The following is a 21,274-nucleotide window of genomic DNA, read 5'->3' on the forward strand; positions in this document are numbered from 1 at the left end:
ATTTCTTCCAGTCTAGGTCTCTTGACTACGGGGAAATGGGGACGAATCGACGGTTCGTCCAGGATCTGGCCAAGCCCTGGGCCGTCGTTGCGGGGGGTCTGGGCGATGTGCCTGGTGGCCGGTCAGTGAGACTGCGTAGTCGTGACGCTTGTGACCTGGGGTTGTAGGGTTCGCCGAGCGAGGAGTGATGAGCGACGTGTGATGTGCAGTGGCTGGCGACTGTCGTCCGCACTGGATTCGAATGGCGTTCCTGGTCGGAAGGGCCGTTTCCCAGCGATGTTCTGGTGTCGCTCGTGCAAGTGGGGACGGCGGAGCGGCTGACGGGGGGCCGTGCGGTTCCCGCTGTTTGCGTGGTTAGGCTGATCGCATGACTGTGCTCGTGTACGAAGACTTCGGTAACGGACGCCACCGCGAGGCCTCCCTGATCCGGCACGCTCTGGGCAGTGTCCACGACGAGGAGCTCGTTGCCGGCCTGGCCGGGGGGATCGGCTTCATGTACTTCGTCTTCGAATACGAGGGCCGGCTGCCCATCGTCACGATTGTGGCCCAGGCCCATCCGGAGCCGTGGGTCCAGGTCGCCCTCGGCCGCCTGGGAATTCCGTACGACGCCACGCGCGCGATGAAGCCCCGCTGGGGCCGGGTCCGTGCCGCGCTCGACGAGGGGCAGCCCGCCTTCTGCGTGGTCGACCGCTCCTCTCTGCCCTGGCATGGGGCCGATCCGGACGCCGAGATGACCGGCACCGACCCGTACACCGTCGTCATCGCCGGGTACGACGGCGACGACCTGCTGATCGAGGACGGTGCCGATACTCCGTACCGGATCGACCGCGAAGAGTTCGGTGCTGCCTGGACCGCGCACCGCAACGGCCGCCACCAGCTGATCGTGCCCACTGGGCCGGCCGAGGGGGAGCCGGACGTGGCAGGGGCGATCGCCTCCACCGTCATGCACCTCACCGGGCCGGTTCTGGGGAACAAGTTCGACGTGAACTTCGGCTTCACCGGGATGGAGAAGCTCGCCGCACAGCTGCGCGACAGCACCACCAAGACGGGTTGGGAGCGCCGGTTCGGCAGCTCACCCGAGGCCTTCCGTGCCGGCACAGGGCGGCTGCACGCCTGCTTGGAGGAGGAGTGGACCGCGCCGGGCGCGACCCGGCCGCTGTACGCGGACTTCCTCGACCTCGTCGGGCGCCCAGAGGCCGCCGGACTGTTCAGAGAGTCCGCCCGGCACTGGTCGGAGCTGGCCGTGCTCGCCCGGGACGCCGCCCCGGATGCCGGTGCCCAGGGGCTGCGAGCGCTGTTCGACGCGTGTGCGGAGCGTGTGGACCGCTGCCTGGACCTGGAGCGGCAGGCGGTACGGGCGCTGCAGAATTAGTGCCCGCCGCGTGGTCCTGCCGGGCGTCGTCTCCGAACGTGCGGTGAGTGAGGCCTTCTCAGCGAATGGGCAGCTGGTCGACCTGATCGGCGAACCGGCAGGTCGTCAGAGGTCGTTGCGTTGGCGTGACACCATCTGTGCATGCGATTGGAGGAGCCGTTCACGCCCGCCGGGGTCTGCGCGTTCCGAATCACGGAGTTCACGGCTACCAAGACGGACCCGGAGCTGCCCTCGGTGCGCGAGCAGCTGCTGGCCTGAACCGGGGGAGGGGGTTCGCGGGGCGTCCTTCAGCGGGCGCGGCGGCGCGATCGGCGGCTCAGTCGAAGACGCGGGCCCAGGGCGAGCGGGGCCAGCAGGGTCAGGGTCAGGGTCCCCACCGACTCGACGACGAGGGTGGCCCCGACCAGTTCGGCATCAAGGGTCTCGTGGAAACCGAACACCCCCGAGGGCGTCAGGCTGAGCACCAGCGCGCCCAGGGTCCCCGCCGTGAACAGCGCGCCGAGCGCGGCCACGGCACCCAGGTATCGCCGGGGGGCGGCCAGCAGCGCCAGCGCGAGCAGGCCGCCCCCGATGGCGTTGAGCAGGAAGAGCACGCCGATGGTGGCCAGGTCCTGGTAGCCGCCCGCCCAGAGGTGCAGGTGGATGGCGGCCATCGCCGCCGTCAGCCCCGCGCCGACCAGGCGCAGGGCGAGCAGGGCCGCGGTCATGGACCGGCCGGCGGGCGGGGCCTCGGGCCGGGCTGCGGGGTGGCGGACGGTCATGGCGGTCAGTAGCCATCGCTCGACGACGGGGTCTGGTTCACCGGCGCCTCGCTACCGCCAGCCACGGTGATCTCCGTCTTCATGCCCTTGTCCTTGTGCCCGTCGACGGGGCAGTAGATCTCGTACGTGCCGGACGCGAGGGTGACCTTGAGCGTCTCGGACGCGCCGGGCTCCAGCGTCTTGGTGGCCTTCTCGTCCGTCGGCCCCTCGATCTCCAGGGCGTGGTCGTGCTGTCCGCTGTTCTTCACGGCGAAGCTGTAGTCGCCGGCCTTGAAGGTCTGCTGTGACAGCGCGATGCGGAAGTCGGTCAGATCCGCCGTGACCTGGGTGACGCCCGCCTCCTTGGCCGGCTCGGGGGGTTTGGCGGTCGATGTACCGCCCCCGCCGCCGTTCCCGTCTCCGCAGGCGGCGAGTACGCTCGCCAACGCGCCGGCTGCCAGGCCCAGCGCCACGCGGCGGCGTGCTCGCGGTCGGGTGAGTGTGGTTGTCATGGCTCGGCCCTCCGTAAGGCCTCCGCGGGACCGGTCGTCCCCGATCGGTCGTCCCGGACCGGTCGTTCCGCAAGTGATACGGACGAACCGCCTCCAGGGATGGGAGGACCCAGGAACGGGGCGCAGACTGGGACGGTGACCTCCGGCGCGGGGCATGAGCCGAGGGCAATCCCTTGGCGTGGGCCGGCCGTATGAACTGGTGTGCACACAATGGGCCTCCCCCTCGGACAGGTGCCGGACGAGGCATTGCTGTCCGGTCTGACGACCGGCGATCCCGAGATCGCCGTGGCCTTCGTGCGCCGCTTCCAGCGCACCGTTTTCGGTGTGGCCGTCGCGGTCGTCGGCGATCCGCAGCTGGCCGAGGACATCGCGCAGCAGACCTTCGAGCGGGCCTGGCGGCACGCGCAGGTCTACGACTCGCGGCGCGGTTCGGTGCGGACCTGGCTCACGACCATCGCGCACAACCTGGCCATCGACGCGGTGCGCGCCCGCCGGGCCCGGCCGGTCGCGCCCGAGGACCTGGAGGCGCTGCTCGACGTCGTGACCGAGACCCCTGAGCTGCGGGCGCTGGCGGACGACACCTCGGCGCGGGTGCGGGCGGAAGTGGCGGCGCTGCCCCGGGAGCAGGGCCGGGCCCTGGTGATGGCGGGGATCTACGGGATGACGGCCCAGCAGGTCTCCGAGTTCGAGGGGATCCCGCTGGGCACGGCCAAGACCCGGATCAGGACTGCGATGGGCAAGCTGCGGACGGCCCTGGGGGCTGGAGAACGGCGTCTGATGGCCGGGGAGCGGCGTACGGAGACCGAGGAGCGGCGGCGATGAACGGGATGAGCTGCGAACGGCTGCGGGAGCTCGGTGCCGAGCTTGCGCTGGGCGTCCTGCCCGCCCGCGAGCGGGCGCAGGCGGAGGCCCACCTGGACCGCTGCCCCGGCTGCCGGGAGCACGTCGAGCAGCTGACGCTGGCCGGGGACGGCCTGCTCGGGCTGATCCCGGCCGGCGAGCCGCCGGTCGGCTTCGAGACCCGGGTACTGGACCGGCTGCTGCCGACCGCGCCGCCGACCCGGCGCCGCAACCGGCTGCGCCTGGCCGCCGCTGCCGCCGCTCTGGCCGTCGCGTGCGGCTTCGGCGGCTGGGCCGTGGGTACGGCCGTCGACGACAGTGCCGGATCCGGATCACAGACGCAGGACGGGACCCCGCGGCCGGCTCTGCTCCAGGCGGCGCTGGTGTCGGGCGGCCAGGAGGTAGGCCGGATCTTCGCGTACCCCGGTGGGCCGGGCTGGGTGTACATGTCCGTGGACCTCGACGCGGCCGGCGCCCCGGGCGGCGGGGCGGGCGCCGGAGCGGTCCGATGCCTGCTCGAACGCTCCGACGGCGGCACCGTTGCGGTGGGCGCGTTCTCCCTCAAGGACGGCTACGGCTCCTGGGGCGCCCCCGCCCCCGTGGACCCCTCGACGCTGACCGGAGCCCGGGTCCTCGCCGCCGACGGATCCGTCCTAGCCACAGCGCGGTTCCCGGCCGCCGACCGCTCATGACGTGGAAACCGGAGTCGGACCGATGACATGGGATTCGCGCAGGTGGGGAAGGGTCGTCGGGCCGGTGGCCGTGGTGGCGGGGGCGGCCACGGCGGTCGCACTGTTCGTCCTGCCGTCGTGCGGGCGCGAGCCGGAGTCAGCGAAGCCACCGACGGCTACGCCGACGCCGCAGCCGACCCCGACCCCGACCCCGACGACGGCGCCGGCCGCCGTCTCTCCGTTCACCGGGCGCCCGGGCCGGACGGCCCCCGTGCTCGCCGTGAAGATCGACAATGTGGGACCCGCCCGCCCCCACACGGGTCTGGCCGCGGCGGACCTCGTCTACGTCGAGCAGGTCGAGGGCGGCCAGAGCCGGATCCTGGCCGTGTTCTCCTCCCGGGAGCCGCCCGAGGTCGGCCCGGTGCGCAGTGCGCGCCAGTCCGACCTGGAGCTGCTGCGGCAGTTCGGTCGGCCCGCGCTCGCCTACTCCGGTGCGCAGACGGCGCTCAAGCCGCTGATCCGCGCGGCCCCGCTGTACCCGCTGCCGCCGGAAACAGCACCTCGGGCGTATACGCGCGCCCCCTCCCGGCCGGCCCCGCACAACCTGTACCTGAATCCGCGCGCGGCACTGGCCGCGGCCCCGCGGGCGAGCATCGCCAAGGACATCGGCTTCCGCTTCGGCCCGGCCCCGGCGGGCGGCCGGCAGGTGAACGAGCAGACGGTCCGCTACCCCGCCGCCCGCTTCACCTTCACCTGGTCCGGCACCGGTCACCACTGGCTCGTGTCGATGGACGGCGCCTCGGCCCGGAGCACCGACGCCGGGCGCCTGACCGCGTCCACCGTGGTGGTCCAACACGTGATGGTGCATCCCTCGCGGTTCAAGGACCGGCTGGGCGCCGTCTCGCCGTACACCGAGACCGTCGGCAGCGGCTCGGCGCTGGTCCTGCGGGACGGCAAGGGGTACGACGCCCGCTGGTCCCGCCCCACTGCCGAGTCCGGCACCTCCTTCACCACCGCTGCCGGCCGACTGAACTTCGCCCCCGGTCAGACCTGGATCGTGTTCACCGGCAGCTGAGGCGCCACCTCTCCAGCTGGGCCAAGAGGCCGTTCACCCCCGCGGCCCAGCAGGCGCCCGGGCCCGCGCAGTCCACGGTGCCGAAGGAGCCGGCGTCCAGCGCCCGCCACGTGCGGCCGGCGTCGTACGTGATGTCCGTGCCGGTCGGCCCGCTGCCGGCGCGGTGCGCGCGTACGAGAGCCAGGCCACGCCCGACCGGTAGGCGGGCGGCGGTGTCGTGGCGGGTGCCCAGCTGCCGCCGCCGAGAATTTGGGCTCCTGACGTGAGCAGAGGGCCCAACACCGCCTTTCGGACCTGTTCGGCCTGGCTGGCTGGTCGAAGGGAGAGCTCGCGAGGCTGGTCAACCGGCAGGCGGCGGCCGTGGGCCACCGCCAGCCGGCGACCCGACACCTCGCGGGTGGGGTCCGTAAAGTTAACGGCCCTGCCTCATACCCGGTGGTGACGCAGTGTCGTCAGGAGTCGCTGGCGTTCGCGCCCCGAGACGACCCAACTGGCTCCCAGGATCGTGGACTTCGCTGAACTCCTGACGCCTCGTGCAGGAAACTCCGACGGACTCTCCCACTGGATCGTTCAGGTCCGCGGAGCCGGTCTGCCCCATCTGCACGCCTTCACCAGGGGCCTGGACCGAGCTCTCGACCGGAGAAAGTCACTTACGCCAATCGGGTACAGGCGGAGGGTCTCGCGCAGTGGACGGACGAGTCACGGGCAGAGGACGGGGGAGGGAACCCCCACACTTCGGAGGCGCTTCACATGTCCGTGCTCTTCTTCGACATCGGGGCCACTCTGGCGGATGCCCGCGTGGAGCCCGACGGCTCACTGACGCTGAGGCCCCGGCCCCGGGTGGTCGCCGTCCTCGATGCCTTCCGTGACGTACGCAAGGGCATCATTTCCAACCCGGGGCCGGGCGACGGTGCGGACGAACGGGCGGCGGCGGCCCTCGAGGAGGCGTTCCCCGGCCGGTTCACGGACGCGAGTCTTGTGCACTGGGGTGTGAAGGACAGCCGCAGGCTCTTCGATCTGGCGGTCGCGAGCACCGGGGGTGCGCCGGCCGACGACTGTGTGTTCGTGGGCGAGGATGCCCAGGAGAGGGCGTTCGCGCGGGAGGCGGGAATGCGTACGGCTCCGCATCCGGTGTTCGCCCTCGCCGCGGTGGAGAACCGTCCCGTGCTCTTCGCGCGGATCGGGCTGCCGGACGGCCGGGGCCTGCCGGAGCTGGCCGCGGCGGCGGAGACGACCGAGGTCGTTCCCGTGCATGTGGCCTCGGACCGGCTCGTGCTCGTCATGGCGAGCGCACTCGGTGCCGAAGCGCTCGAACGCGCCGGGTTCACCGTGGACCGGCGCGAACCGGTGGAGGACAGGGCGGCCTTCCTGATCCGCGACGACCGTCCGGTCACGGAGTCCGAGTCGCTCGCGGACTCCGCCGACACCGCGGGGTCGGCGACCGTAGCGGCGCGGCGCGCCACGGCCGCATACGGCTTCATCGCCGACGCCCTGGCCGGGAGGGGTGCCCCGCCGGCCGCCCTGCTCGGGCCCGCACCGGGTGGTGTGTATCTCGCCGTGCCCGCCGGAGCGCCGGTCGAGGAGGTGCACCGGCCGGGTGCCAAGCCCGGACACACGGAACGCCTGCTGCCGGACCCGACGCTCCTCTCGCGGCCCGGCGAGGCTCAGTCGGACGTGCTCACCGGCGCAGCGGCCGGAAACCCGCGCCCGGGCCGGCTCGGCGCGGCGTCCGGCAACGGCCTCCCGTCCCCCGAGACGATCGCCGCGGTGCGGGCGACGGTGACCTCCGAGGCCCTGCTGGGCCATGTGGCGCGTATCTCCGGCGTGAAGCCACTGGTCGAGGGCGAGTCACTGACGGTCCGCAGCAGGGACGCGGCGGCCGAGGACAACGCGCGGGTCGTCGAGGCGCTGGCCCGCCGGTTCCGGGAACTCGGGCTGCACGTCCGGCGGCACCCGTTCCGGTGGCGGGGACGACAGCTGTTCAACCTGGAAGCCGAGCACCGGGTCGCCGGGGCGGACTCCACCGTCCTCATCACGGCCCACCTGGATTCGACCGCGTCCAGCGGTGACTTCGAGGACGCGAACGGCGAACCCCGCCCCTACGACCCGGCGGTGGACCCCGCACCGGGAGCCGATGACGACGGAAGCGGGACGGCGGGGGTCATGGCCGCGGCCGAATGTCTGGCCGCCCTGCTCGCGGACGGCAGGCAGCCGACCCGCAACGTGCGCTTCGTGCTCTTCAACGCCGAGGAACAGGGCCTCGTCGGCAGCAAGTTCTACGCACGGGCCGCCGCCGCGGAGGGCGACCGTATCGCCGGGGTCTTCCAGATGGACATGATCGCGGGACTGCAGCGGGGCAGCACGCCCAAGGTCGAGATCCACGCGGGATCCTCCGTACCGGGCCCGGTCGTGGGGGCTTCCGACGCGCTCGGCCACCTCGTCGCACGCACCGTACCCGCCTTCGATCCCGCGGTGACCGTCCAGCACCTCACGGGCCCCGACGACCCGGCAGTGGGACGCAGCGACCACGCGAGCTTCCATGAGCGGGGATGGGCGGCCGTCGCCGTGTCCGAGGACCTCTTCTCCACCCCCGACGGCGCGCCGGGGACCGGCACCCGGCAGTACCACACCCCGGGGGACACGCTCCTCGACCAGGACCACGACACCGATTTCGCCGCCACGATCGCCGGCTCGGTCACCGCGACCGCTCTGACATTCGCCGGGCTGTAGACACCGACGGAATGGAGGTCACATATGGGCACGGACAATGACACGAACCCGGCCTCGGGCGAGGACGGGCACGAGCAGAACGACGAGGCCGAGCGCCCGGCGACCGAGAAGTACGTCAGCGATCTGCTGGCACGGGGCCAGGCGGTGTTCGAGGGCGATGAGCCGACGTCCCGGACGACCCACGTCATCAAGCGCGAGGACGACGGACGGCTCACCGTCCGCCGTCTGCGCTTTTTCAGCTGACCTCTCAGTCGAAGCAGCGCCGGACCAGAGCGAGGCCCTCGGTGGTCTCGCTCCGGGCGATCTCGTGGGTCTTGAGCCGGGTGGGGCTGTCGTCCACGACCGCCACGTCGGTACGGTGCTCGGCGGGGATCTCGACCCGGCCGCGGCGGAGGAGGTCCTCCAGGTACGACGTGGCGACCTGCTCGGGGTCTGCGGGCCGCACCGAGCCGCCCGCGGGGTCGGAGCTGGCGATGCCGAACCGGCGAGTCTCCCCGGGGGCGTAGAGGGTGAGCGGTCCCTTGATGCCGTACGCCATCCCTTGGACCGTGACCGTCGTCAGGCCTTCCTCGTCACGACCGCCCGGCGTCGCCTCGGCCACGGCGGCGCCTCGGCGTGTCAACTCCGTTGCGGTGAGGGACGTGGCAGCGCCCAAGGAGAGAATTCCGTGGCGGGTGAACGCCGAGCGCAGGGACGGACCGTACTTGCCGCCGTTGCGACGCTGGTCCGCAGCGATCATGTGGCCCGCGACCTGCGCGTAGTAGCCGGACACCACCGGCGCGGCCACGACGGCGTCCACCAGCAGCTGGCCGGCGATCCGGGCCGCCTCGGCCAGAGCGGCCTGGTCCTGGCTGTCCTGCTGACGGAAGATCCCCGCGACGATCTTCAGGAACGCGCCGCTGAACACCCGGGAGAACGAGTGGGTCTCGCTGGTGAGCATGTTCCCGGGTCCGAGCGGTGGCAGGTGCACCGGGTCGCGGTAGAAGAAGTGGTTGGACATGTTGCGCAGGCAGTCCGGTTCGGCCGCGTCCGGTTGGACCTTGCGTACCGCCCAGCCCAGTTGCTCGGCCAGCCGCGACACGCGAGAGGACTGCTCGAGGCTGCCCTGCGTCTGGGTCAGGACGGTGATCCGCAGCGACTCCAGCTGGAGTGCGGTCAGCAGCGCGCTGATGTCACCGAACGCCTCGTGGAGGGCGTCGGACTCGTGCATCGCCGCGTTGAACAGTTGGGGGCGCAGGGCGTCCAGGACCGCGTGGCCCAACTCGTGCCGGACGATCTCGGGGCTCTGGCCCGAGAAGACGTCCACTCCTTCCACCCTCTGGTGAAAGAACTTCAGGCCTCGCCGGTCGTAGAAGGCGTTGAGGTCGACTCCCTCGTCGAGATGCACGGTCAGGACACGTCCGACCGACGGGACCCACTGAGTTCCCGTGGGAACCAGCGGACCCCAGGTTTGGCAACCCGTGCTCAACGCGTGGGCCGCCACCCAGTAGCGGAAGGCCGGCGTGCCCGGCCCGGCACTGTCCGGGTGCGGCGCGGCCTCGGCGATGGCCGTCGGAAAGGGCTGTGTGTCGAGCTGGGGCACCGGGTGTCGCACCGGCACATTTTCCTGCAGAGGAGCTCCGGGATCGTCCTCGTACACCAGAACTGTCTGGGTCGTCGCGTGCTGCTGCACGGTCATTGCCGCTCCAGGGGAGAAGGGGGGAGCCGAGAGGCGGTGGATGCACCACCGACCGGGCTCCGGGGGGAATAGTCCCTTATGCCCAGTACGCGGCGTATGCCCCTGTGTGTCAACCCGAACACGGCGGGTGACCGTGGAGCGTGCGAGCACGTCGAGCCGCCTCACCTCCGCATCCGCGAGCCGGTCCGCCCCCGCCGCCACGTTCTCGACGAGGTGGTCGGGGTTTCCCGTGCCGGGATCGGTCGACCTGGCGGCCCGTGATCGCCGCCACCCCGTTCGACCACCCCGGCCGTACCGTGCTCCTGTCCGACCATGCAATCGGCCTGCGGATGCTGTCCGCGCGCGTCGGCGGGGCCGGCCGGGCGAAGAGGCCGCGACCCTGGAGGCACTGATTCCGGCCGCCCACGTGCTGCCCCGCCCCATACGGGAGACCGCGCTCGCCGCGCTGCCCCACCACCAGGTGGCGCACTTTGCCTGCCACGGCTGGGCACTGCGGACCGACCAGGCCCGCAGCCGCCTGGCCCTCCACGACCACCTGATGGCTCTGCTGACCGTTATCGACATCGGCGCCGTGCGCCTGAAGGGCGGCCTGGCCTTCCTGTCGGCCTGTGACACCGCCGTCGGCAGCCCTTGGCTCGCGGACGAAGCCGTCCACATCACCGGCGCCTTCCACCTCGCAGGCCACCCCTACCTGATCGGCGCCCTGTGGCGCGTCGTCGAGGACGCCACCCGGGGCATCGCCGAGAGCTTCTACAGCCACCTGACCGACGACGGTGCCAACCCGCCCGACGCCAGCGGCTCTGCCGAGGCCCTGCGCCACCGGAGGGCGTCGGGCCGTGACTGCGGCTTCCTCCTGTTCCAAGCGCTCGATCGCCTTGCGGACCTGGGAAAGCTGCCAGTCGAGCCGACTTTCGACCGCCCGATACCGGGACGGCCGCACTCGCACGTTTTGGTCTATATGTTCGATTACGGGTAGGCGGCCACTCTGATTCGCCAGAGCGCCATGCCCTCGTTGCGTAGATATTCTGTGAAGTGTGATCCAGTCTGGACGGCCGCGGCTCCGTCGGCGCCCCGGCCCGGGAAGACTTGTGCGGCTGTCGCCGGTCATCCTGACCGTCGTCATCGCCAGCCTGGCATACTCCACTCCGCCGGAACTGGCCTTCAGTCGCCTCCTGCCCGCGGCGCCGGCCCTCGCCGCTGCCATGTGGCCGGTACTCCCCACCGTCCTGCTCGGGACGGTCTGCCTCATGCTGATGATCGGCCTCAGCCTCGTCTTCCCCGATCTGGGGACGTGGTGGACGGCGGCGGGGATCATCGCGGTCACCGTGGCCGCCGCGTACGGAAGCCATGTCCGGCTCCAGCGCGAGCGCACCCTCTTTCAGGTGCGGCTCGTCGCCGACGCGGCGCAGCAGGTGGTGCTGAGCCCCATGCCACGCCGCTTCGGCAGCATCGAGATCGAGTCCCTGTATCTCGCGGCCGCGGCGGAGGCCCGCATCGGCGGGGACTTCTACGAGGTGGTCGACACGCCATACGGGGTCAGGCTGCTCATCGGTGACGTGCGGGGCAAGGGCCTGCCGGCAGTGGGGGCGGCCGCGGCGATCGTCAACGCCTTCAGGGAGGCGGCCTACGGCGAGGCCGACATGGTCAACGTCGCACGCCGGCTGGACGCCAGCAGCACCCGTTACAACGCCGCGTTTCCCCCCGAGGGGCCGATGGAGCGCTTCGCCACCGCTCTTCTCGTCGAGATCCCGCACGAGGGCAGACGTATCAACATCCTCAACTGCGGACACCCCCCGCCGCTGCTCCTGAACCGCAGGAAACTCCGTGTCCTCGGGTCAGCCACCCCATCGCCACTCCTCAGCCTCGCGGAGCTGATCGGCGATCACTACAACGTCGACACCTTCGACTTCGCTCCCGGCGACCTGCTGCTCCTCTATACCGATGGGATCGCCGAGGCCCGCGACCGCGACGGCGAGTTCTTCCCGCTGGCAGCTTGGATGCGCCGCCAGCCCCCGACACCGCCCCGCGAACTGCTCACGGCTCTTCACCGCGATCTCCTCCACTACAGCAGAGGACGCCTTGACGACGACATCGCCGCCCTCGCCGTACGCCTGCGCGAGCCCTGAGGCACGGAGTCCCGGTGAGCGGCCCGCACCACTCGAACTCGGTCCACGCCAGGCGTAGGTGAAGAGCATGTGTACCTGCTCCGCGCCCGTCAGCTGGTGGGGTCAGGTGGTGGCCGAGACGCGCAGCAGGTTGTGGTCGGAGACTGCCGTGTCGAGGGGGAGGGCGTCGGCGCTCGGCGCTTGGAAGTGGGGGGTGCTGAGGAAGAGGTAGTCGAGCTTCTTCGTGCCGAAGGTCGCCTCGCCCGACCGGCATGCGGACGTGGTGGCGGGTGGGCAGACCGCGCGCTCGAAGTACTCCGGGTCGCTCTCGTCGGCCTCTGTGAAGGACCCGTCGGCGCCGTCCCCTCGCTCCGGCCGGTAGAAGCGCGACAGGGTGGCGGTGCGTGGGGAGTGGTTGAAGTCCCCGCCCAGAACGACGGTGAATCCTTCGTCGAGCCACTGGCGGGTCTGCGCCGCGAGCCGGTCTGCTTCGGGCACCGCGAGGGTGCCGTCGTCCCAGTAGAGGTGTACGGAGCAGGACCAGGTGGGCCGGTTGGCCAGGAAGTTCAGGGCGCAGGGCACCGTGATCGGCTCGCGTTCGCCTCCTACCGTCAGGTCGAGATCGGCCGTCTCCGAGACCGGTCCGCGTACGAGCACCGCGTTCCCGTAGGCGTGGCCCTCGCAGATGGCCGGGTTCCCGGCCGGGAGGGTGGCGGAGTGGAACCCGGTGTAGCCGAGCGGGCCCAGCCGGTCGAGGAGGGCAAGGTACTGGTGTTCGCACACCTCCTGGAGGAAGAGCTGGTCGGCACCCCAGCCTCCGGGATCGGCCTCGGCGACCACGGCGGCGATCCGGCGTGCCGGGTCGTACGGGGGAAGGCTGCACATGTTGCCGCAGATGTTGTAGCTGGTCAGCCGGATCGTCCCGGCAGCGGTGACGGCTTCGGTGGCAGGGGCCGCGGCAGCGGACGGTCCAGGCGGGACGAGGGCACAGAACGCGGCGGCGGAGACGGCGAGGACGGCCAGGGAGGCAGGGGTTCGACGCACACCCGTGATGCTTCCCGCAGCCGCAGCGGCTACCCCAACACCGGCTGCCTGTACGGCAGAAGGAAGCCGCCCCCAGCGCCTGAGGGGGTGGTTCTTCCTGCTCAGCCCGGCTGCCTGCAGGCCCAGCCTGAGGTGGGGCGGGAAGTTGAGTACGCCCGCTCATGATCCGTGTGCCGGCTGCTCAATTCTTGAAAGGCCCGCTCGTCATCACCAAGACCGTTTCGCGATCAACGAGGGGTCGGGGTCGTAAGCCCGTGGAGTGTCCGGGTCGTGCCCCGCCGCGTGGTGTGGGCCGTGAGCATCTCTGCGCGGGTCCGGTACAGCACACACCGGCGGAGCGGCCCTTCGGGCATGCTCGGATCCTCGAAGTCGTCGGCCGGGTCGCGGGTCATGCCGATCCGGCGCATCACTGCCTGGGAACGAAGGTTGCTGACGGTCGTCGACGCGACCACTTCCCGCAGCCCGAGGGCCTCGAAGCCGAAGGCCAGACAGGCCAGGGCGGCCTCGGTAGCGTAACCGTGACCCCACGCCGACCGCACCAACCGCCAACCGATATCCACCCCCGTGAACGGCATGTCCTTCCCCACCTCGTCCAATCCGGCGCGGCCGATGAACTCACCGGTCTCCCGTGCTTCCAGCGCCCACCACCCAAAACCGCGCTCGTCGAACTCGGCCCGCATGACTGCCACCGCGGCATCGCTCTGCTCCCGCGTCAGCAGTTCCCCCAGGTGTTCTCTGACTTCGGGATCGGCGTTCATGGCCGCCCACGGTACGAGGTCGGACTCCCGCCACCGGCGGAGCAGGAGACGATCGGTTCGCAGCTCTGGCATCCCCCCACCCAACCCGATCAAGTTCAGGGTGTCGATCGGTTATGCCGTGCCCCGCGGTGCTCGCCCATGCCAGGCCACTGTCCCCGGCTCGTGGATCATGTACACGCTCTGGCTGCTGATGACGGCCGCACTCCTCCATCGGCCGCTTCAAGAGACACAGCATCAGCCGCTCGACGTGCCAGCCCGGGACCAGGGGTCCACCGTCCTCGGCGTTGTCCATCCCGGCCGCGGTGAGGAACACGGTGATGCCGCCCGGCCGGTGGGCCGCTCCGATGGCGGCGCCATCGGAGCGGATGCGGCCCCTGCCGTTCCCGTCGGGGGAGGCGGTGGCCAGCGCTGCGGCGCCGTCAAGGACGAGGGTGTCGAACCTCGCGGCGAGCGCCAGACAGGCGGGAAGGCGGGAAGGAAGGATCAGTCCTTCAGCAGCTCGTCGCGCACCGGAATCCAGTCCAGGGCGGACCGGATGCCCTCTTCCACGGACAGCTTCGGCGTCCACCCCAGCAGTTCGGCCGCCCGGTCGCTCTTGGTGTAGCCGCCAGCGACGTCGCCGGGGCGCGGGTCGGTGTCGACGGTGGCCAGGGGCGTGCTGACGACGTTGTTGAACGCCGCGCACAGCTCCCGGACGGTGGTGCCGGAGCCGGTGCCCAGGTTGATCGCGATCGAGGGCTTCGACTTCGTGAGGATGGAGTCGAACCGGTCGATCGCCGCTACGTGGGCTGCGGCGAGGTCCCAGACGTGCACGTAGTCGCGGATGCCCGTGCCGTCGCGCGTCGGGTAGTTCGTGCCGGTGATCGGGAACGGGCGGCCTTCCTGGTGTGCCTGGATGAGCACGCCCAGGGCGTGGCTGGGCCGCGTGAGCTGAAGGCCGGTCCGCAGTTCGGGGTCGGCACCGATCGGATTGAAGTACCGCAGCGACAGCACGCGCATCTGCCCGGCCGCGGCAATGTCGGCGAACATCTCCTCGCACACGGCCTTCGTACGCGCGTAGGGGCTCTGCGGCGCCAGCGGCGAGTTCTCGTTGACGGGGGAGCCGTCCTCGGCCTGCTAGATGGAAGCCGAGGAGCTGAAGACGATGCGGTCGCAGCCATTGCGGTGCAGGTGACGGACGAAGGCCAGGCTCTTGGCCACGTTCGCCTCGTAGTAGCCGATCGGGTCCGCGACGGACTCCGGCACCACGATCAGCGCCGCACAGTGCACCACGGCGGAGATGTCCGGGTGCTCAGAAAAAATCCGGTCGATCAGCGCGCCGTCCGAGATGTCGCCGTCGTAGAAGGTGCGGCCTTTGGTGAACTCGCGGCGGCCTCGGACGAGGTTGTCGAGGATCACGGGGGTGATGCCCGCGTCCAGACAGGCCGAGGCGACAGTGCTGCCGATGTAGCCGGCTCCTCCGGCGATGAGGACGGTTGTCACGATGTTCTCTTCCCAGTCGTTCAAGCTCTAGTAGGCAACTGGCACTTAAGCTAGCGGAGTCGGATTAGTCCCTCGGAACAGCAACCTCTCGCTCACAGGTACGCGCCCAGGCACAGTTGCGTGTTCGCTCACGACGCGCAGGCCGTGGGCCGGTGCTCGGCATGTCTCCTCGCCCCGGCGCTGGGGGCGTGTTGTGGCCGGCGAGGAGCCGAGGGCACCGACGGGCGGGCTTTTCTCCCCGAGGCCTGGCCGTCGAAATCGCGACTGGTGAGCGGGCCCGCTTGGGCTTGACCGGCGAGGGCCCCGGCGTTCCACCCGCCCGCCGGGGCCCGACCTGTTGCAGATAGTCAACTTCTCTGGCTTGAATCCTCAACCTCTGACGTCGATGACTGACGGCGGTCACAGCAGTCGCTCCGCGAGGTAGCGCTGGAATTGCCACAACGGGCGCTCCAGATGTGAGAACCGGCCGTTGGACGGCTCCGGGTGGGAGGCCAGGCCCCGCTGGACGCCGCGGACGGCCACGAGATCCTCTTCCTGGATCTGCGAGATCTGGGCGCGCATGGCGGCCAGCGTCTCCGCGAAGCCGGGCGCGCTGTGCGCTCCGGGTGGGACCATGGCCGTGATCTGTGTGTCGTGGGTGGTGGGACCGGTGGGCAGCCAGCGGATGCTGACTGCGCTGTTGGGCAGGACCGCCAGGACGAACTGCGGGAAGATGCCGGCGATGAGCATGCCCGGCTGCGATTCCCCACGGGACCGAGAAGAAGGCTTCCCGAGGCCGGTGCCGCCCTGCTCGGGGTCGGCGAGCGGCGTGAACATGGTGAACCAGCGGCCGTCGCATTCGTCGACTTCCGTGTGCCGGCCCGGCAGTACCGGATCCAGGGTCGCCGCATGCGTGCCCATGTGGTGGTAGTTCTCCGAACCGTTCTCCACCGCCACTTTCCAGTTGGCGGGTACGCCTTCCCAGGTCTGGGAGTGGACACTCACCCAGTCCGCGATGCCGTGGCTGTTCAGCCGCAGGTCCAGCCCGCGCAATGCGGCTGCTGCCGGTGCCGCGTCGGGGTCGAGGTTGAGCATGACGAAGCCGTTCCAGACCTCGACGCGATGGGCCGGGAGCCGGCAGGTGGCCCGGTCGAAGTCGACACGCTGCATCAATGGAGCACCGGCGAGCTGTCCCGCGTAGTGGCCGTTCAGCCGGTACGTCCAGGTGTGGTAAGGGCAGGTCAGCCGTGGCAGGCAGCCGCGCTCAGGCGTGTTCTCCGGTGGCAGGAGGTCCATGAACCGGTGGCGGCACACCCGGGACAGGGCATGCAGCTCGCCCTCCTCGTCCCGGGTGATCACCAGTGGCGTGCCGAGGAGGTCCAGCCGCAGATAGCTTCCCGGCTCCGGAATGTCCTCGGCTCGTGCCACGCAGAGCCACTCGCGCCGGAAGATCCGTTCGACCTCCCATTCGTACATCTCGGGGGAGGTGTAAGCGTGGGGTGGCAACGTCTGGCCGCGTTCGAGCGGGAGCGCGGCCAGACGCCGCAGCTCCGCGAGCGTCTCACGCAGGGCCCCGGGGGCGGACGCGGGGGTGGCAGGCTCCTTGGCCGTGGTGCGGTGGATGGTCATGGTGATCGGCCTTCCTTTCTGGTGATCAGGGGTGTTGACCCGAAGAGGGACAGGGCGTGTCGGCGCCGGTAGCGGCGGCTGCAGGAGACGGTGGCGAGGAGGACAGCGCCCAGCATCGCCAGCCCCTTGGCCCGGTTGAGTGCCGGAACCGTCTCGACCGGCAGCAGCAGGGCGAGGAGCGCTCCGGCAGCGCCGTCCAGGAGCTGGGCGCAGCCCCACAGCACCGTCAGCCGGGTCAGTCCGCTGCGCAGCGCGGGCGAGGCGTGCCAGGCTGCTTCCCTGGCGGCTGCGCTGGTGGGCGCGTGCCAGGACTGGCCGGCCTGGAAGGCGAAGGGCTTCGCCACGAGAAGCGAGCCCAGGATCCAGAACCCGGCGGCCGCCCCGAGTCCGGCGTCCTTGACGAGGATGACCCGTGGACTGCCGGTGAGCAGCGACGTCACGATGCGTACCGCCAGCATGCCGATCATGAACGCCTCGAAGCTGTTCACACGACGCTGCGTGGCGGCCTGGACAGCCATGTGCACCGCGGGGACCGCCCCGCTGAGCGTCAGTGCCAGCCATTGGCTGATCCCCTGTGCCCGCAGAACGTAGAACACGGCCAGCGGGAGAACCACGGCGACCAGCATCGCAGTGGCCGCTGCCCGCCACGTCGGGATGTTGTGTGTTCCGGTCTGACCGTTCAGTGATGCCATACGAAAAACCGTAGGCACCGGCCAAGATCACCGAATCGACATGGCAGGTGATATGCGCGTACATCCTTCGATGTACCGTTTCGTCCTGGTTGTCTACGGCAGGCTGTGTGTGACTGGGTGGTGTGGTGGCTTCGGCTGGTTGTCGGCGGGTGCCCCGGTATGTGGCTGCGGTGTGGGGTGCGTGTAGGTCGGGGCCTCCTCGCATGGCCCCGGAGCCAGGGCTCCGGGCGGTGACTGGCCCTGACCGGAGCGGAAACCCCAACGGGCCGCAGGCCCGGGCCCCGTGAAACATTGCCGCGGGCGCCTCGGCGTGCGTTCGGGGTGCCTTGGTCGCTTCGGCGGCGAGACGGACCTGGCAGCCGGCCGTGGGCTGTGCTGCGCCGCACCTCTGGGCGTTTACTCCCCGTGACGGCCGGGGAGGCGTGGTCCGCGCGGTCGGGAGAAGTTGTCCATCGTTGTGTTCGGTCGTGGGCGGGCCGCTGTCAGGGAAGGTGCGTCAGTAGTAGTTCGGCCAGACGTGCGGGTGTACGGAGTGGCAGGTAGTGGTCGGCGTCCGGGATCATCTCGCCGCACGCGCCGGGGATGTCGGCGACAAGTCGTCCGGCGATCACCGCGATCTCTGGGTGGTCGCGGTCGCCGTGGATGACCAGCGTCGGCGCGGCGATTTCACCGAGGTGTGGTTCGGCATCGCGGCCCGTGGAGACGACACAGTGCTGTTCGCTCACAACTCGCCGCATGGCGTTCGAGGTGACCATCGTCTCGATGAGTTCTCCTCCAGGGGCCGTGCGGCCCATGGCTGCCCAGATCGTCAGTTCCAGCTCGGCCAGGGTGGCCGTGTCACGCTTGCGCCGGGCTGCGGCATAGGCGGACAATTCGGGACTTTGCGGCCAGGTATGGCCGCTGACCGAGGCACCGACCAGGGCCAGTGCGGTGACGCGCTCCGGCTGGGCGAGGGCGAAGTCCAGCGCGGTCTCCCCGCCCATGCTCAACCCGACCAGCGCGGCTTGACGGAGACGAAGTGGTCAAGGATGGCGCGCAGATCGTCGACGTCGCTGAACGGCTTGCCTGGTGCTGTGGAGCGTCCCAGCCCGCGGGCGTCGTAGCGGATCACGGCGTGGCGGCGGGCCAGCTCGGGAATGATGGCGTCCCACAGGCTTGCTCGCACAACAGATCGCCCACGCGCAAGAGCAGCGCCACGCCCTGGCCGCAGTGGCGGCCGCGACGGCGTCCGGATCCTTAGCGAGGTAGCGCGCACCAGGTCCACGGCGGCCGTCTCGTCGGGGGTTGCTCCGCACCGGCTCCGTTCTGGTCGTCACGCCCTGCCCACCGACCGACCGGAGCTGTGGGACGGCTACGGCGAGGGACTCGGCGGGTGCCGACTCGACCCCCACGGCCGGAGGAGACTTCACACGCCGGCGAGAGGCAAAGGGCTCCAGGCCTCGGTCACCGAGATGCCAGTGACCAGCGGAGATCGGCGTCGAAATCCGCGCCGATTCCCCAATGGGGCGGGGGAGATGGCCCCGTCAGGTCAGCACAACGGGTTCGCCGGTGAGGTCGACCCCGGCGGCGCGGAGGTCGTCCATGGCGGCGCGGGTGGTGTCGGCGGCGACGCCGGCGGTGTAGTCGAGCAGGACGCGGGTCCCGAAGCCTTCCCGGACCGCGTCGAGCGCGGTGGCACGCACGCAGTGGTCGGTTGCGATGCCGACGATGTCGACTTCGGTGACATTCCGTGCGCGGAGCCAGTCCGCCAGGCGTACTCCGTCCTTGGTGCTGCCTTCAAATCCGCTCTTGGACGCCGAATGGGCACCTTTGTAGACGACTTCGTTGACGGCGGGGGTGTCGGCGACGGACGCGAAGGCCGGGTGGAATTCGCTGCCCTCGCTCCCGGCCAGGCAGTGCACGGGGAAGCTGTGGTTGAAGTCGGGGGTGTCGGAAAAGTGGGAGCCGGGGTCGATGTGGTGGTCCCGCGTGGCCACGACACAGTCGTAGCCCCCTTCTGGGGGTTGGCGCACCAGTTCGGCGATGGCGCCGGCCCGGTCTGCGCCGCCCCGCACCGGGACACTGCCTCCCTCGCAGAAGTCCTTCTGCACATCGACGACCACCAGCGCACGGTTCACGGCTAGCACCCTTTCGCAGGAATCCGGATCACCTGACCTTTGCCCGTCACTGTCTGGCACATAGCCTGTGCGGCACGGTATCCATCCGACCGGGGGACAAGCCCGGCACCCATGTGCTGAAACAGGAGCGCCGTCTCGCGCAGGGCCCGCCGCCGGTCCGGCCCGCGGCCGTGCGGCCGTTGGTGCGGAGGGCGTACGGGTGTACGTCGGAGGGTCCGAGATCAACCGTCGCCGAGAGCCCTTGAGCGTGTCCCGGATGGGTGAATTCGGGAATCTGGCCGCTCCCGGATGCCGGTAGGTCCGTTGGGTTGGGCGGATAGCCGGATGATCGCTCTTCGGTCGTCCCCTGCCCATTCCTGTCCACGTGCTTGAGGAGACGTCCCCTTGACTACCGCTGTTGACCTTCCCGGCCCTGATTCACTGCTGCGCCGCACGCTGGGGGAGTGGCGGATCGGGTTGGTGGCGTGGCGGCTGCTGGTTCTGCAGAGCGCGGATCCGGCGGTCGCCGCAGGCATGGCCAACTTCTCCACCTACCGCGCGCACCCGTGGCGGCGTATCGAGCACACCATGGACAGCGGGAAGCGGCTGTTCTTCTCCGACCGTGAGGGGCTGCGCCGTGAGGTCGCCCGTCTGGAGCGCACGCACCGCCGTCTGGCCGGGACCGACGAGCAGGGCAGGCCTTTCACGGCGCTGGACCCGGCGGTGCGGGTGTGGGTGCTGGTAACCCTGTACGAGTGCATGACGGCGATGAGGGAACTGTCCGGACGCCCGCTGACGCCGCCTGAATTGGAGCAGATGTACGGAGAATTCCGTGCGGTCTGTTCCGAGTTCGGCCTGTCCGACGACCTGTTCCCGGCCACGGCCGGCGACGTGCCCGCGTATATGGAACGCACGATCCGCGAGCGCCTCGAATACAGCGAACCCGTGCGCTACCTGCTCTTCGACATGCTCCGTCAAGCACCCGCACCTCGCCGCCTCGGCTACCTGAAGCCGGCCTGGCCGCTTGTGCGGACGCTGACCGCCCACGTCATCGGTGCGCTGACCATCGCGGACCTGCCGGAAGCCTTCCGCGAGCGCTTCGGCCTTCCCCGCACCCGCCGCGCGGCCCTGCTGTCCTTCATCCTGCACCGCAGTATGCGCATGCTGATGAATGCGCTGCCCGAGCACCGCCGCTACCGCACCCCAGTGGCCGGCATCCCCTCGACGCCGCAGCCTCCCACCGCCTCCAGCGGCCATTCTTCCCCGTCGGAGGCTAGCCTCGTCCGGCTTCCCGCACCACGCCGCCGCAAGGGTGCCGATTGCCGCCCGGCGCGTCTGCGGACCTTCTTCCGCCAGGTCCTGGACCAGACGGGCGACGGTCGCATCAGCTCGGCCGATCTGCAGGCCATGGCGCACAACGTGTGCTGGCCGCTCGAACTCGCCCCTGATCGCGAAGCCCGCGTCTACGCCGCCTTCGAGACCTGGTGGCAGCACCTGCGCACCGGCATGGATGCTGACGACGACGGACAGGTGACCTGCGAGGAGTTCGTCACCGCCATGCTCACCGGGATCGACTCCGGGCCGGCCTATCTCGAGCAGGGTCTTCAGGTCGCGGTTCGGGCAATCTTCCACGCTGCGGACATCGACGGCAGCGGACACCTCTGCGCCGATGAGTACCGAACGGTCTTCGGCGGCTCCCGGGTCCACCCCGCCGAACTCAACCACGGCTTCCGCCAGCTCGACCACGATGGAGACGGCCGCATCACCGAAGACGAATTCGTTCAGGCCTTCACCGACTACTTCACCGCCCGCACAGACAACACGGCCGGCAGCCAACTCCTCGGACGCCCGTAGCGGCCAGCCCACCCGTA

Annotated in this window: 19 protein-coding genes and 2 pseudogenes; 9 read left to right on the forward strand and 12 right to left on the reverse strand. The window is 70.4% G+C overall.

The window, feature by feature from the left end:
• The first annotated feature begins 367 nt into the window (after positions 1-367).
• Positions 368-1,372: a BtrH N-terminal domain-containing protein gene (locus tag OG737_RS32950; RefSeq protein ID WP_328929861.1), complete on the forward strand. Its 1,005-nt coding sequence runs from the start codon at positions 368-370 to the stop codon at positions 1,370-1,372.
• A gap of 287 nt (positions 1,373-1,659) precedes the next feature.
• Here the strand turns inward: OG737_RS32950 and OG737_RS32955 are convergent, their stop codons facing one another.
• Both OG737_RS32955 and OG737_RS32960 read right to left on the reverse strand, forming a co-directional pair.
• On the reverse strand, positions 1,660-2,133 hold the full coding sequence (locus OG737_RS32955; RefSeq protein WP_328929862.1) for a hypothetical protein: 474 nt from the start codon (positions 2,131-2,133) through the stop codon (positions 1,660-1,662).
• Between the two features lie 5 nt (positions 2,134-2,138).
• Positions 2,139-2,624: a cupredoxin domain-containing protein gene (locus tag OG737_RS32960; protein WP_328929863.1), complete on the reverse strand. Its 486-nt coding sequence runs from the start codon at positions 2,622-2,624 to the stop codon at positions 2,139-2,141.
• A 210-nt stretch (positions 2,625-2,834) separates the two neighbouring features.
• On the opposite strand from OG737_RS32960, the gene OG737_RS32965 reads away from it, so the two are divergent.
• The 3 genes from OG737_RS32965 to OG737_RS32975 are packed head-to-tail and all read left to right on the forward strand — an operon-like array spanning position 2,835 to position 5,210.
• On the forward strand, positions 2,835-3,446 hold the full coding sequence (locus OG737_RS32965) for an RNA polymerase sigma factor (protein WP_405922342.1): 612 nt from the start codon (positions 2,835-2,837) through the stop codon (positions 3,444-3,446).
• Positions 3,443-4,156, forward strand: coding sequence for a zf-HC2 domain-containing protein (locus OG737_RS32970; RefSeq protein WP_405922343.1), 714 nt, complete (start codon positions 3,443-3,445; stop codon positions 4,154-4,156). Before OG737_RS32965 ends, OG737_RS32970 begins: the two co-directional genes overlap by 4 nt.
• Positions 4,157-4,178: 22 nt before the next feature.
• Positions 4,179-5,210: a DUF3048 domain-containing protein gene (locus tag OG737_RS32975; RefSeq protein ID WP_328929866.1), complete on the forward strand. Its 1,032-nt coding sequence runs from the start codon at positions 4,179-4,181 to the stop codon at positions 5,208-5,210.
• Here OG737_RS32975 and OG737_RS32980 read toward each other — a convergent pair.
• Positions 5,197-5,450: pseudogene (locus OG737_RS32980) on the reverse strand (oxidoreductase); the annotation flags it as partial. The gene OG737_RS32975 and the pseudogene OG737_RS32980 overlap by 14 nt on opposite strands.
• Before the next feature lie 510 nt (positions 5,451-5,960).
• Between OG737_RS32980 and OG737_RS32985 the strand changes: the two are divergent.
• Positions 5,961-7,940 carry a M28 family metallopeptidase gene (locus OG737_RS32985; protein WP_405676518.1) on the forward strand — a complete coding sequence of 660 codons (1,980 nt, stop codon included), beginning with the start codon at positions 5,961-5,963 and terminating at the stop codon, positions 7,938-7,940.
• Positions 7,941-7,964: 24 nt separating this feature from the next.
• Positions 7,965-8,183 (forward strand): hypothetical protein, encoded by a 219-nt coding sequence (locus tag OG737_RS32990; RefSeq protein ID WP_405676516.1) that lies wholly within the window; start codon positions 7,965-7,967, stop codon positions 8,181-8,183.
• 4 nt (positions 8,184-8,187) lie between these two features.
• Here OG737_RS32990 and OG737_RS32995 read toward each other — a convergent pair whose 3' ends face one another.
• Positions 8,188-9,327, reverse strand: coding sequence for a hypothetical protein (locus OG737_RS32995; protein WP_328929869.1), 1,140 nt, complete (start codon positions 9,325-9,327; stop codon positions 8,188-8,190).
• 331 nt (positions 9,328-9,658) lie between these two features.
• On the opposite strand from OG737_RS32995, the gene OG737_RS33000 reads away from it, so the two are divergent.
• Positions 9,659-10,594, forward strand: a complete 936-nt coding sequence (locus OG737_RS33000) for a CHAT domain-containing protein (protein ID WP_405922344.1) — start codon at positions 9,659-9,661, stop codon at positions 10,592-10,594.
• A gap of 112 nt (positions 10,595-10,706) precedes the next feature.
• Positions 10,707-11,744, forward strand: a complete 1,038-nt coding sequence (locus OG737_RS33005) for a PP2C family protein-serine/threonine phosphatase (protein WP_328929871.1) — start codon at positions 10,707-10,709, stop codon at positions 11,742-11,744.
• Between the two features lie 102 nt (positions 11,745-11,846).
• Here the strand turns inward: OG737_RS33005 and OG737_RS33010 are convergent, their stop codons facing one another.
• The 8 genes and pseudogenes from OG737_RS33010 to OG737_RS33045 all read right to left on the reverse strand — a co-directional run bounded on the left by OG737_RS33010 (position 11,847) and on the right by OG737_RS33045 (position 19,424).
• The gene (locus OG737_RS33010) at positions 11,847-12,767 is read right to left on the reverse strand and encodes an endonuclease/exonuclease/phosphatase family protein (protein WP_405676511.1); all 921 of its coding nucleotides are present in this window, start codon (positions 12,765-12,767) and stop codon (positions 11,847-11,849) included.
• A gap of 227 nt (positions 12,768-12,994) precedes the next feature.
• The gene (locus OG737_RS33015; protein WP_328929873.1) at positions 12,995-13,597 is read right to left on the reverse strand and encodes a GNAT family N-acetyltransferase; all 603 of its coding nucleotides are present in this window, start codon (positions 13,595-13,597) and stop codon (positions 12,995-12,997) included.
• A 411-nt stretch (positions 13,598-14,008) separates the two neighbouring features.
• Positions 14,009-15,007, reverse strand: a pseudogene (gene galE, locus OG737_RS33020) (UDP-glucose 4-epimerase GalE).
• Between the two features lie 399 nt (positions 15,008-15,406).
• Positions 15,407-16,615 carry an aromatic ring-hydroxylating dioxygenase subunit alpha gene (locus OG737_RS33025; protein ID WP_405922345.1) on the reverse strand — a complete coding sequence of 403 codons (1,209 nt, stop codon included), beginning with the start codon at positions 16,613-16,615 and terminating at the stop codon, positions 15,407-15,409.
• The gene (locus OG737_RS33030) at positions 16,612-17,307 is read right to left on the reverse strand and encodes a VC0807 family protein (RefSeq protein WP_328929876.1); all 696 of its coding nucleotides are present in this window, start codon (positions 17,305-17,307) and stop codon (positions 16,612-16,614) included. Before OG737_RS33030 ends, OG737_RS33025 begins: the two co-directional genes overlap by 4 nt.
• 482 nt (positions 17,308-17,789) lie before the next feature.
• On the reverse strand, positions 17,790-18,290 hold the full coding sequence (locus OG737_RS33035) for an alpha/beta fold hydrolase (RefSeq protein ID WP_405922346.1): 501 nt from the start codon (positions 18,288-18,290) through the stop codon (positions 17,790-17,792).
• Positions 18,291-18,292: 2 nt separating this feature from the next.
• Positions 18,293-18,472: an alpha/beta fold hydrolase gene (locus tag OG737_RS33040; RefSeq protein ID WP_328929878.1), complete on the reverse strand. Its 180-nt coding sequence runs from the start codon at positions 18,470-18,472 to the stop codon at positions 18,293-18,295.
• 358 nt (positions 18,473-18,830) lie between these two features.
• The gene (locus tag OG737_RS33045; protein ID WP_328929879.1) at positions 18,831-19,424 is read right to left on the reverse strand and encodes an isochorismatase family protein; all 594 of its coding nucleotides are present in this window, start codon (positions 19,422-19,424) and stop codon (positions 18,831-18,833) included.
• A gap of 384 nt (positions 19,425-19,808) precedes the next feature.
• On the opposite strand from OG737_RS33045, the gene OG737_RS33050 reads away from it, so the two are divergent.
• Entirely contained in the window at positions 19,809-21,257 is a 1,449-nt protein-coding gene (locus OG737_RS33050; RefSeq protein ID WP_405676502.1) for an oxygenase MpaB family protein, read from the forward strand.
• Positions 21,258-21,274: the final 17 nt, after the last annotated feature.

Origin of the sequence: Streptomyces sp. NBC_00122 (assembly GCF_045160845.1) — a bacterium.
In the GTDB taxonomy this organism is placed as follows: Bacteria; Actinomycetota; Actinomycetes; order Streptomycetales; family Streptomycetaceae; genus Streptomyces.